9 protein-coding genes are annotated in these 12,683 nt (G+C 69.9%); 3 read left to right on the forward strand and 6 right to left on the reverse strand.

Annotated elements, in window-relative coordinates:
- Nucleotides 1–166 precede the first annotated feature (166 nt).
- The 6 genes from IPN47_11925 to IPN47_11950 all read right to left on the reverse strand — a co-directional run bounded on the left by IPN47_11925 (nt 167) and on the right by IPN47_11950 (nt 6,773).
- Nucleotides 167–1,324 carry a hypothetical protein gene (locus IPN47_11925; protein MBK9408733.1) on the reverse strand — a complete coding sequence of 386 codons (1,158 nt, stop codon included), beginning with the start codon at nt 1,322–1,324 and terminating at the stop codon, nt 167–169.
- Complete coding sequence (locus IPN47_11930; protein ID MBK9408734.1) at nt 1,321–2,634, reverse strand: glycosyltransferase family 2 protein; 1,314 nt, start codon at nt 2,632–2,634, stop codon at nt 1,321–1,323. Before IPN47_11930 ends, IPN47_11925 begins: the two co-directional genes overlap by 4 nt.
- The gene (locus tag IPN47_11935) at nt 2,631–3,497 is read right to left on the reverse strand and encodes a hypothetical protein (protein MBK9408735.1); all 867 of its coding nucleotides are present in this window, start codon (nt 3,495–3,497) and stop codon (nt 2,631–2,633) included. Before IPN47_11935 ends, IPN47_11930 begins: the two co-directional genes overlap by 4 nt.
- A 25-nt stretch (nt 3,498–3,522) precedes the next feature.
- On the reverse strand, nt 3,523–4,404 hold the full coding sequence (yaiO, locus tag IPN47_11940) for a YaiO family outer membrane beta-barrel protein (GenBank protein MBK9408736.1): 882 nt from the start codon (nt 4,402–4,404) through the stop codon (nt 3,523–3,525).
- Nucleotides 4,401–5,645 (reverse strand): UDP-N-acetylglucosamine 2-epimerase (non-hydrolyzing), encoded by a 1,245-nt coding sequence (gene wecB / locus IPN47_11945; GenBank protein ID MBK9408737.1) that lies wholly within the window; start codon nt 5,643–5,645, stop codon nt 4,401–4,403. Before wecB ends, yaiO begins: the two co-directional genes overlap by 4 nt.
- A gap of 360 nt (nt 5,646–6,005) precedes the next feature.
- Nucleotides 6,006–6,773, reverse strand: coding sequence for a VOC family protein (locus IPN47_11950; protein ID MBK9408738.1), 768 nt, complete (start codon nt 6,771–6,773; stop codon nt 6,006–6,008).
- A 373-nt stretch (nt 6,774–7,146) separates the two neighbouring features.
- On the opposite strand from IPN47_11950, the gene IPN47_11955 reads away from it, so the two are divergent.
- From IPN47_11955 to IPN47_11965, 3 genes are all read left to right on the forward strand, one after another.
- Nucleotides 7,147–7,977: a cyanophycinase gene (locus IPN47_11955; GenBank protein MBK9408739.1), complete on the forward strand. Its 831-nt coding sequence runs from the start codon at nt 7,147–7,149 to the stop codon at nt 7,975–7,977.
- Between the two features lie 123 nt (nt 7,978–8,100).
- Entirely contained in the window at nt 8,101–10,929 is a 2,829-nt protein-coding gene (gene cphA, locus IPN47_11960) for a cyanophycin synthetase (GenBank protein MBK9408740.1), read from the forward strand.
- Nucleotides 10,930–10,989: 60 nt separating this feature from the next.
- A complete protein-coding gene (locus tag IPN47_11965) occupies nt 10,990–12,669 on the forward strand; it encodes a Mur ligase (protein MBK9408741.1) in 1,680 nt (559 codons plus the stop codon).
- Nucleotides 12,670–12,683 lie beyond the last annotated feature (14 nt).

Below are 12,683 nucleotides of genomic sequence, written 5' to 3' on the forward strand. Positions count from 1 at the left end.
AACGACTTGGGTAATCGAGGCGCCGCGTCCGCTCCCCGCATGCGACCGCCGATCGGCTCAGGTCGTCTTCGGCCCGCGCGACGTCGACCGCTGCTCGCGGTCCACAAATCAGACGCGCGTGGGATTTCCGCCGCGAGTCTGCGGCACTCGACGGCGCCGGGAACGACTACCCGACGCGCCCGCCGTGTCTGGCCGAGATGGCACCGAAGACCTGGACCCCCTGGCGAAGGAGCACCGTATCGGCGGCGACCGACGCCGGCGTCGTCGGCCCGCCGATCCAGCTCCCGGCGCCGATCGCCACGTCGCGCTCGACCGCGAGCGAGCCGCGCACATGGCAGCGCTGCCCCAGCGTCGCCCCGCGTCGGCAGACCACCGTCCCATCGATGACCACGTCGTCGCCGATCACGCAGTCGCCGTGGACCTTCACGCTCCCGCCAATGCGCGCGCCATCCCCGACGACCAATGCACCGGAGACCACCAGGGCGCCGCTGACCGTCCCGCCGGCCGGGAGAGTATAGTCACCGGCAATGCGCGTGTAGCCTCGCTCGCGTGTGGCCCCCGCCGGGAGCTTCGCCGTTCCGCTGATGACCGGCGGGAGGATCGGCGGATCTTCGAGAGATCCACCGACCGTGCCATCGGTCGTTCCGTCGGCGGCGGGCGCATCGGTCGCGGGCGCGACGGTCGCGATGCGCGCGGCGCGAATGCGCGAGAAGGTGACGTTCGGGGCGAGCAGCATGCGCCCCAGCGCCGACGCGCGACCGTGCACGATGCTGCCGGCGCCGAGTGAGAGGTCGCCCGCCGCGTGGACCCAACGCAGCACCTCCGACCCCTCGCCCAGCGAGACGTCGCCCTCCCCGAGCAAGGCGCGATAGACGGCATCGCGCCCGCCATGCATGGGGCCGCGTGCGAGGAACTCGAGCAGGAAGGTCTCGCCGCCCCGCAGGGTGAGGGGACCGTCGGCGATGACGATGCGGGGCACCGAGCCATCGGCATGCGCCACGTCCCGCAGGCTCGCGCCGTCTCCCGTCAGCTGCACATAGGGGGACCCGTCGCCGAGCGTCCCGACCCTGGTCGACGCGGCGACGGCGGTGCTCCCCCCCTCGCGCGTCGCCGCCCCGGCCGCGATGGCGTCGGCCGGCAGATGCCGCGCGAGATAGTCGCGGAAACCATCCGCAAAGACGGTGAGGTCTCCCGCATCGTGCCCCACCGCGTTCAGCGGCTCGGCGTCGGTGGGGCGGAGCAGCTCGCGGAGTGCGGGAATGAGCGGCAGGAGTACCCAGGCGGCGGTCGCCGCCAGCAGCAGGAGGAAGGGGGTGACGCTCATGCCTCGCCCCCGTCGGCGTGCGTCGCCGCGCCAGTCCCCGCGCCGCCGGATTGCGGCTGGCGATACCGCTCGGTCTTGTCCCAGCGCTTGGCCGAGCGCCACCCCAAGCCGCCCCCGACGAACTGCTTGATCGTCTCCTGCGACACCGCCATGAGCGAGACGAGGAAGCCGAAGAAGAGGAACGGGAGCAGGCGCACCCGGTTGCGCGACCCGTCGAGTCGCGTCGCGGTGGCCACCTCGAAGAAGGCCGCGAAGTTCCCCAGCGTGCTGAAGGCGGAGACGATGAGCACCATGAAGATGCTCGACGACGGCTGGTAGCCCAGGTAATACAGGACGAGCGCCAGCATCCAGCCCAGCAGGAGGATCGGCCCCACCGCGAACACCCCTAACAACAACGTGCCGTCCAACACCTGGAGCCACGACAGGTGCCCGGGGTGCGCGAGCAGCTTGTTGACGTAGCGCGTGAGCGCCTGGTTGTGGCCGTGCGTCCAGCGCCGGATCTGCCGGATGCGCGTGGGCCAGTTCTCGGGGACCTCTTCGTAGCACTCCGAGCGATTCTGGTACACGACCTCCCACCCGCGCAGCAGGAGGCGGAAGGTCATGTCAGTGTCTTCGGCCAGCGTGTCGGTGCGCCATCCGCCAACGCTCGACAGCGCCTCGCGCCGCACCCCGCCCACGGTGCCGCCGTACTGCGGCACCAACCCCATGTTCATGCGGGCCTGCTGGTCCACCTGGTACCCGCCAGCCCGCTCGAGGTCGAGCAACCGCGTGAGGAGCGAGCGCGAGACGTTCTGCGGCACGACGCGCCCCATCACCGCCCCCACCTCGGGGTCGAAGAACGGCGCAACGAGCTGCTTGAGGAGCTTGGGGCCCGGGATGTAGTCGGCATCGAAGACGAGATGCACCTCGCTCCCCACGCGGGCACTCGCCTCCGCGAGCGCCGCCGCCTTTCCCGGCATGCCGCCGGTGCGCCACACCGGCTTGATCAACGCGGGATAGCGTGCCGCGTAGTCGCGCAGGATCGCGCCCGTGGCGTCGGTCGACCGGTCGTCGATCGGGATGATCGTCAGGCGGTCGCGCGGATAGTCGGCGGCCAGCAACGCCTCGATCGACCCGGTGATGACCTGCTGCTCGTTGTGACAGGGAATGAAGACCGTCACCGGGGGCCACTCGGCCACGGTGATGTCCACATACGGCTGCCGGTGCCGCCCGAAGAGGCGGCTGAAGGTGAAGACGTAGTGGCGCACCGTGTACACCACCAGGATGGCCACCACGACCCAGAGCAGCGCGATGAGGATGGTGACGATCATCGCGCCCCTCCCTCGGCGTTCGCCCCTCGCCGGCCCTGGCCACCGCGCAGCGCCGGCGTCGCGCGCGCCGCGTCAGGCCAACTCATCCCCCAGCCGTAGAAGGCCACGAAGACGAAGACTTCAATCAAGAGCCCCCACAGGAAGAACATTGTAGGGAGCGCCAGGAGCGACAGGTGGTACACCACATAGCTGTGCAGCGCCACCTGCAGCGGGAGCAGGACCGCCATGTGCCCCACGACCATCGCCGTCAGCAGCACCTTGCGCCACACGGCGATGTCGAACGGGTAGAACGTGAGCCCCAGCACCAGCGGCACCAGGACGAGCACGGCGCACCCCGCCTGCAGGAAGCCCAGCGTGTACTGCGGCAAGGCGTACGGAAAGCTGTCGGGGCGAATCGCGAAGTAGAGGATGCTCGACAGCTGGATGAGCGTGGCGAATCGCAGGTAGTAGCGCAGCGGCATCAGGCGCACCGGCAGCACGAGCGAGACCGCCAGCACCAACGCGCAGATCCCCCCGACGGCCCAGTAGTGCCAGACACCCGGCAGCGGCGCCGGCGTGGTGACGTGCGGGACGTAGAAGCCGAACAGCGCGCTCGGCGTCGCGCTGGCAAAGCCGATCGGGCCGGGGAGGCCGAGCCAGGGGATGAGGCGCTCGAGCGCGAGACGCCACACCTCGCCTAACGGTTGAAGGGAGAGCGCCACCAGCGCCGACAGGAGCACTGGCACCACCACCATGCTGAGCACGCGCGAGGGGGTGAGGCGCCCACTGACCATCGCGCGATGCTCGCCGATGACCCCTCCGCGCGACCCGCGGGCGCGCAGCTCCCCCAGCAACCGCCCGCGCCCGTCGTTGGACGGGGCCAAGGCGGCCAGCTCGCGTGGCGTGCGGCTACCAGTGCGCGAAGACGCCAAGCGTCACCCCCGTGCGCCGGTAGAACGGATTCTGGTAGTGCTCGCCCTGCAGCAGCACGCCTCCGTACGGCCCCAGCCACTGCCGCCACGAGGCCGCCCCTTCGTGGCTGGTGAAGCGTCGCACCGCGGCGTCGGCGCCGAGCAGCTGGAACCCCTCGCGCCCGGACGATCCCCGCAGCACCACGACCGCCTTGCCTTGCCTGCCTAACGTGATGGCGGCGTTGCCGCGCGCCGCATCCACGTCGCCGGGGGTGCTGCGCGTGACGCGCACCCCACCCTCGGCCACCACCAGCGGCGAGAGGTAGGCGGTGAGGGCGCCAAAGCCGCCCACATCACGATAGCCCAGCTTGGCGTCGACGACGGTGGTACCGAGCGTGGTGACGAGTGCTCGACGCCTCCCCCACTTGGTGGAGAGCGAGGCATCGAGGCGAAGGTCGGGGAGGACGAAGTCGCCCGAGCCACCCCCCACGCCGAGGTAGCTGTAGACGCGCTCACCCCAGACGTGCTGGTTGGCCGCGCTGACGTACGTCCCGGCGTCGCCGAACGCCGAGCGCTGGAGGACCTCGACGAACCACGTGTCGCGCGTGCCAGCGGGGACCGACAGCCGCAATCCGACGCTCCGCCAGTCGCCATATCCGCCAGACACCTGGTGCCGGTCGGCGAAGAGGTCGGCGCGACGATCGAGGGAGGGGGTCGCGGAGCCCTGCGCCGGCAACGGCGCCCCCGCCAGCGTGGCCACCACGCCTGAGACAACCGCCAGCCGCACAAGCGCCCGTTGCAGCAGGGCTCGCCGCGAGACAACGGTTGGAGCAGCGACCGTGCGCGGCCGCTGGCGATGGCGGCCGCGCTCCAGGGTCATGGCTCGACGACTCGCCGCGTGGGGAGGAGCGCTGGCCCCTCCTGTACCGGGAGCCCCCCGGCGTGCTTGGGGGCTCGACGCATCAGCGTTTGCACGATGCGCTGCGCCGCCATCCCGTCGCCGAACGGGTTCTCCCCGGACGTCATCGCCTCGATCTCGCGGTAGTCGTCGAGCAGGAGCGTCGCCGCGTCCACGATCGCCAGCGTGTCGGTCCCCACCACACGACCGAAGCCCGCGTCCACGACCTCGGGACGCTCCGTGTTCTTGCGGAGAATGAGGACCGGCTTTCCCAGCGACGGGCATTCTTCCTGGATCCCCCCCGAATCCGTCATCGCGAACTCCGAGCGGCGCAGCAGCTCCAGCAGGTCCGCGTAGCCTAACGGGTCCAGCAGCTCGACGCGAGGCATCCCCGACAGCTCGTCGAACACCACGTCGCGCACGTGCGGGTTCAGGTGCACGGGAAAGACGAAATGCGTGTCGGTGTGCATGGTGGCCAGCTCGCCCAGCGCTCGGCAGATGTTGGCCAGCGGCTCTCCCAGGTTCTCCCGGCGGTGCACGGTGCACAGGACGAAGCGCCGCTTCTCCCACGGGAGATCATTGAGGCGTGAATCGTCAAACGACGCCTTGCGGGGCATGCGCCGCAACGCGTCGACGATCGTGTTGCCGGTGACGAAGATGCGCTCGTCGGGGACCCCCTCGCGCCGCAGGTTCTCGCGCGCCGTCTCGGTGGGGGCGAAGTGCAGGTCGGCGACCACCGACGCCAACCGGCGGTTGAGTTCCTCGGGGAATGGGTTGCGCAGGTTCCCCGACCGCAGCCCGGCCTCGACGTGCCCGACAGGAATGCCGAGGTAGTGCGCGGCGAGCGCAGCGCACAACACCGTCGTCGTATCGCCCTGCACCAGGACCACGTCGGGGCGCAGTTCGGAGAAGCACGACGACAGCGCGAGCATGGCGCGCGCGGTGAAGTCCGCCAGCGCTTGCTTGGTCGACATCAGCCCGAGGTCCACGTGCGGCTTGATGCCGAAGGCATCGAGCGCCTGCGAGAGCATCTCGCGGTGCTGCGCCGTGGTGACGACGACGGTCTCGACGACCTGGCGGTGCTGCGCGAGTTCGAGGATGACCGGGGCCATCTTGATGGCCTCGGGGCGCGTCCCGACGATCACGCAGACGCGATACTTGCCGCCATGGCCGATGGCCGACAGCTCGCGTGGGGTATGCCGATCGCCCACGCGCCGACTCATCGGCGGGGTACGACGATGCGATTCGCCCGTCGCCATGAATTCGCTCATCCCTGAGGTGCTGAAGTCGGCCGCAGGCGGAGGGCGCCACACGCCGTCCACCGCGACACCAGTCGCCCCCTTACCCGTTGCCGCTATTGAAGTTGCGACCAAGGGCAGGCTCTGCCTTGAACAGACAGTTAAGCGAGGTGGGAGGCAACAAACGGCAGCGGCGCCCCATCGACCATCCGTCGAGCCCCGATCGACGCGCTGCACACGCCCCGGCACCGGGTGCGCGAAGTTACCGCGGCCGGCACCGCGGGGCCACGCCCGAAGTGCCGGCCGCTTGTCAGGCCTGTCGTATGGCGGGGAGGAAACCGCTCGCTACATCGGCGACCAGTGCGCCGCGAACGCCGCCCCCTGCGGATCGGTCGCCATGAAGATCCGCCCGCCCGGAATGTCCATCGGGGGCTGGATGATCGTCCCGCCCAGCTCCGCCACCTTGGCCGCCGCGGCGTCGAGGTCCGGGACACGCACGTAGTACATCCAGGACGGTGGCATCGGCATCGACTCGTGGATGTTGTACATCCCCCCCATCATCTCGTCGTTCCGCGCGAAGACCCGGTACGTGCCGAGGGGGCCCATGTCCATGTCGTTGCTCAGCGTCCACCCGAAGAGCTTTCCATAGAAGTCGAGCGCAGCATCGATGTCAGTCGTCGCCAGTTCGACCCATGAAAATTCGCCCAGCTCGGCCGGTCCCTCATGGCCCGGCGCCTCGGCCTCTGCCTGAAAGACCGAGAAGGTCGCCCCAGACGGATCCTGCAGAATCGCAAACCGGCCGACCGTCGGAATGGGACTCGGCGGCATCAGCACCTTTCCGCCGATCGTCGGCGCCAGGGCGACGGTGGCCTCGATGTCCGGGGTCCCGATGTGCCCCATCCAGTGCGGCGGGATCCCCTCCGGTGTCTTGGGCCCGATCCCGCCGATCGGCTTCCCGTTCGCCGTCCACATCGTGTAGACCGACTCCGGTGGCCCCCATCCCTCGGTCCCCCAGCCAGCGACCGCCTGATAGAAGGCCTGGGCGCCCGCGGCGTCGGAGGTCATGAGATCGTACCAGACAAAGCGGCCGCGATACGACGGGTTGGTCGACATGAAACACCTCTCGTGAGACAGGAGAAAGTCGTGGCCCTGCGACCGCAGGGAGGAGACGGCGGACGGGTGGGACAGGCGGAGGAACGAGCAGACGTGCGCGACCTGCGTCGTTCCGCGGGGCGACGAAACTGCCGTTCACCCACGGCGTTGTCGATGTCGGAGGGACGAATCGAGGGTTACGCGACGCCTGCCATGCTCCATTAGGCGCCGGCCGCCACCACCATTTTGTGCGTGGTGGTGCCTGCCTCGCCAACCAACCCCGCCCCCGGTAGCTTGCGCTGCAGGGTGATGGAGGGCGCGCTCGCGCCCCCTCCACGCCGGTCTCCTTCCTGCGTTCGCAGGAACTGGCTGTCTCCCGTCTCCCGTCCTGATCTTGTCTCCTGCGCGCGTCCCGGCCGACCTCACTCGCGGCTACATCATCCCCATCGGTGGGCGGATCGGCGATTCCGACATCCTCACGCATTTCGTTCACCTCTGCGGTGGGCGTCAGGCGCGAATCGCGATCCTCCCCACGGCGTCGTCCGAGTCGTCCACCGGACGCGACTACGAGAAGCTCTTCCTCAAGCTCGGCGCCCGCGACGCCAAGGCCGTCGCCATCGAACGGCGGAGCGATGCCGACGACGAGGATTTCCTCGAGGTGCTCGAGCGCGCCGACGGCGTCTTTCTCACCGGCGGCAACCAGCTCAAGCTCTCGACCACCCTGGGCGGTACTCCGGTCGCCAAGCTGCTCCGGCGGCGCAACGCCTCCGGACAGCACGTCGCGGGGACGTCGGCTGGCGCCGCCTTTCTCTCCGAGCACATGATCGCCTTCGGCGAGGAAGGACCGACCCCGAAGGTCGGGATGGCGACGCTGGCCCCCGGGCTCGGCCTCACCAATCGCGTCGTGATCGACCAGCACTTCCGGCAGCGCGACCGCCTCGGGCGCCTCCTGATGGCGCTCGCGCTCAACCCGTTCGCCGTCGGCCTCGGCCTCGACGAAGACACCGCGGCGTTCATCGGTCCCGACGAGGTGATCGAGATCCGCGGCTCCGGCGGGATCACCTGCATCGACCCCTCGCGCGTGGAATACTCGAGCGCCGACCACACCGACCGCGGGCAGCCGATATCGCTCGTGGGTGTGCAGCTCCACATCCTCACGCACGGCGCCACGTACAACCTCCACACGCGCAAGGCGAGCGTCGAAAGCCTGCAGCCGTCGGAGTAGCCGTCGTCGTCGACCTGATCCGGCGCGCGTCGCCCTAACGAGAAGGGAAGCGGGGGAACGAGAGCAGAGGTTGCGACGCTCGCCCTCCCCGCCTCCCGTCTCCTGTCTCCCGTCTCCCGTCCCATGCGCATCTCAGACCGCCGCACCTTCGTCGGCCCCAGCATCTACGCCCACTTCCCGGTCATTCGCCTCGAAGTCGACCTGGGCGACGTCGAGCACTGGCCGACCATGCGACTCGGCCAGGGCTTCATCGACGCCCTCGTCGAGCGCCTCCCGGGGCTGCACGAGCATGGGTGCAGCTACGGCGAAGCGGGGGGGTTCATCCGGCGCATGTCCGAGGATGAGGGGACGTGGCTCGGTCACGTGCTCGAGCACGTCGCCATCGAGCTGCAGAACATCGCCGGCGAGGACGTCACCTTCGGGAAGACGCGCTCCATCGACGACCGCCCCGGCGTCTATGACGTCGTCTTCGAATACGAGCAGGCTGAGGTGGGGAACGAGGCCGCCGACCTGGCGCTGGCACTGCTGCACTCGTTGCTCCCGACGGAGTTGCGCCCGCGGGACTTCGACGCAGCGTGGAACTGGGAGACGGCGCGCGACGAGTACATCCGCTACGCGCAGCGCCGCGCGTTAGGCCCCTCCACCGCGTCCATCGTGCATGAGGCCGCACGCCGCGGCATCCCGTGGATCCGCCTCAACGACTTCTCCCTCATCCAGCTCGGCTACGGGAAGTACCAGAAGCGCATCCAGGCCACCGTCACGTCGCAGACGTCGCACATTGCCGTCGAGCTGGCCTCGGACAAGGAGGAGACCAACCGCATCCTCTCCTCGTTAGGATTGCCGGTGCCGCAGCAGCGCCTGGTGCAGAGTGAGGACGGCGCCGTGCAGGCCGCACGCCGCATCGGCTATCCGGTGGTGGTCAAGCCCTACAACGCCAACCACGGGCGCGGCGTCTCGATCTTCCTGCAGGACGAGGAGTCGGTGCGCACCGCCTTCCAGAAGGCCAAGGAACACTCGCGCTCCGTCCTGGTCGAGTCGTTCATCACCGGCGCCGACCATCGCATGCTGGTGATCAACGGCGAGCTCGTGGCCGCCTCGAAGCGCATGCCCGGACACGTGGTGGGCGACGGCGTGCAGAACATCGAGCAGCTGGTGGCCGAGGTGAATGCCGACCCGCGGCGCGGCATCGGGCACGAAAAGGTGCTCACGCGCATCGAGATCGACCACGAGGCCACGCGCCTGCTCGACACCAAGTCGTACTCCCGCTTCTCGGTCCCGCCAGCCGGCGAGGTGGTGATGTTGCGCCTGACGGCCAACCTCTCCACCGGCGGCACCGCCGCTGACGTCACCGACCAGGTGCACCCCGACAACGTCGAGATGGCAGTGCGGGCGATCAAGGCGATCGGGCTCGACGTCGGCGGCGTCGACTTCCTCACCCCCGACATCACCAAGTCGTACAAGGACATTGGCGGCGCCATCTGCGAGGTCAATGCCGCCCCGGGCTATCGCATGCACATGGCCCCCAGCGAAGGCAAGCCGCGCGACGTGGCCGGCAAGACGGTCGACATGCTCTTCCCCGCCGGCTCGCCCTCGCTCATCCCCATCGCCGCCGTCACCGGGACCAACGGCAAGACGACGACGGCGCGCATGCTCGCCCACATCCACAAACTCGCCGGGCGTTGCGTCGGCCTCACCAGCACCGACGGCGTCTACGTTGACGGGCAGCGCACCGTCGCCGGCGACATGACCGGCCCCGTGGCGACACGCATGGTACTCAGCGACCCCTCGGTCGACGTCGCCGTGCTCGAGGTTGCACGTGGCGGCCTGCTGCGCGCCGGCATGGGGGTGCGCCATGTCGACGTCGGCGCCGTGCTCAACGTGCAGAGCGATCACCTCGGGCTGCGCGGCATCCAGACGCTCGACGAACTCGCCGAGGTCAAGCGCATCATCGCCGAGGTCGCGCGCGACACCGCAGTGCTCAACGCCGACGACCCGCGCGTGTTGCGCATGGCCGCCTACACCGAGGCCAAGTCGGTCTGCTATGTGACGATGAACCCGCAGCACGAACTCGTACGCGAGCACATCCGCGCCGGTGGACGCGCCATCGCGCTCGAGGCGGGGATCAACGGGCAGATGATCACGCTCTACGACCGGGGCGCGCACATCCCGCTGCTCTGGACGCACCTCATCCCCGCCACGATGGAAGGGAAGGCGACGTTCAACGTGCAGAACGCGATGTTCGCCGCGGCGATGGCCTTCTCGATGGGGGTGCGCCTCGAGGACATCCGCAACGGGCTGCGCACCTTCCACACGACCTTCTATCAGGCCCCCGGCCGGCTCAACGTCTTCGATGAGCACCCGTTCAAGGTGATCATGGACTACGGCCACAATGCCGCGGCCGTCGATTCGGTGTGCCAACTCGTCAGGCGGCTCGACGTGAAGGGACGCCGCATCTGCGTGGTGGCCGGCCCCGGCGATCGCCGCACGGAGGACATCGTCGAGATCGGCCAGGTGGCGGCCAAGGGCAACTTCGATCACTACATCTGCCGGCGCGACGACGACCTGCGCGGGCGCGATGGCGACGAGGTGCCGCGCCTGATCCGCGACACCCTCCTGGCCGAGGGGATCGCCGAGGATAAGGTCTCACTCATCGCCGATGAACAGGAGGCGATCGAAGCCGCGCTGCAGATGGCCCGCCCGGGCGACCTGGTCCTGCTCTTCGCCGACGCGCTCGCCCGCAGCTGGAAGCAGGTCGTGCACTTCCGCTCGGCGGCCAGCGAATCCGTCGAGGCCGTGCTGCGCTCGACCGGCGAGTTCCTCGCCGCCCAGGCGGCGCTCAGCGCCCCACGCACCGACGAGGACGGCTCCACGCCGCTCCCCGCACTTGGCGATGACGTGGTGCTCGTGCGCGACGAGCGCGGCGTGCACATCGCGCGCGAGCAGGACGATTGATCCCTCTGGCATTCCGCAGGTAGTCTCCTGACCGACCGCATCGTCGATTCCCGGCGCCTCATGGGCCCCAACTTCTTCTCCTCGCGGGAAGGAGCGGTGCTCGACGTGCGGTGTGGTGACGAGGAGTGCGCCCCGCTGCTGCTGGCGTGGCGCACCGAGGCCCTCGAACTCGCCACGCGCCTGGGGTGGCACGACGCCGAGGCGATCGTGCGCCCGCATCCGGGCGGGGCGCAGTGTTTCCTCTCCGCCCCCGTCGACGCGCTGCTCACCGCGACCGAGGTCAACGAACGGGCGTGGCAGGCGGCCGAGTGCGTGGTCGCGGGCGGTGTCGCCCCCGATCGGCGTGACGCCGTGGCGCGGCTCATGGTGCACCGGCAGCACGAGGCGCGACCGGCGCTGGTCGCCCTGCAGCACGAGGCACACGCGCGCGGCGTGACCTTCACCTACGACGATGAGTGCGCGTCCATCGGGGCCGGGGCGGGGAGCGCGCGCTACGCCCTCACCGCCCTGCCGTTGCCAGGGCGCGTCGATTGGCGCGCGGTCCACGACATCCCCGTCGCCCTCGTCACCGGCTCCAACGGCAAGACGACGACCACGCGTCTCATTGCCGCGATGCTCGCCGACGCCGGCCACGTCACCGGCCTCACCTCCACCGACGGCGTCTGGTGTGCGGGGGAGATGCTGGACCACGGCGACTACTCCGGCCCCGTGGGGGCCCGCCTGGTCCTGCGCGACCGGCGCGTCACCGCGGCGGTGCTGGAAACGGCGCGCGGCGGCATGCTCCGCCGCGGGCTCGCCACCGACAGGTGCAACGTGGCGGTCGTGACGCAGGTGAGCGCCGACCACATGGGAGAATACGGCATCCACGACTTGCGTACGCTCGCCGAAGCCAAGCTCATCGTCGCGCGCGCGCTTGTCCCGGGCGGTCGCCTCGTCCTCAACGCCGACGACGCCATGCTCGTCGCCCTCGCCCCCGCCGTGCAGGCGCCGATCAGCTGGTTCTCGCTCGACGCCTCGAGCCGAGTGGTGGCGGCGCACCGCGCCGCCGGCGGCGAGGGGTGCCTCGTGCGCGACGGCGCCCTCTGGGCGGTTGGTCCTGCCGGTGAGCAGTCGCTCGGCGACATCGCCGCCATGCCGATCACCCTGGGAGGGGCCGCCAGGTACAACATCGCCAACGCCCTTGCGGCCAGCGCGGCCGCCCTGGCGCTGGGGGTGGCACCATCGTCAGTGCGCGACACGTTGCAGCGCTTCGGCGCGCGCCCCGAGGACAATCCGGGGCGACTCTCGCTCCTGCGCTATCGTGGCGCCCGCCTCGTGGTCGACTTCGTGCACAATCCCGATGGATGGTACGCCCTCTGGCACGCGCTCAGGCACGTCCCCGCCACGCGACGCGTGGTGGTGGTGGGGCAGGCGGGGGATCGCGACGACGGTGCGCTGGACGAGATGGCGAACGCCGTGTGGAGCGAGCGTCCCGATCTCGTGATCCTCAAGGAGCTCCCCAAGTACCGCCGCGGGCGCCCCGCCTTCGAAACGCGCGAGCGGCTGGCGCGCGCGCTGGTGGCCGCCGGAGCCCGCGTGGACGCGCTGCGCCGCACCGACACCGAAGGCGAGGCGTTGCAGCTGGCGTTGGCCGTCGCGCGCGAGGGCGACCTCCTCGTGCTCGCGGTGCACGACGACTATCGCGGGGCGATGCAGTGGCTGCAACAGGCGGGCGCCGAGGTGGTCAGCTCGCTCGAATAGCGCGCGCGGCGTGT

The sequence above is a fragment of the Gemmatimonadota bacterium genome (assembly GCA_016719105.1).
In the GTDB taxonomy this organism is placed as follows: Bacteria; Gemmatimonadota; Gemmatimonadetes; order Gemmatimonadales; family Gemmatimonadaceae; genus SCN-70-22.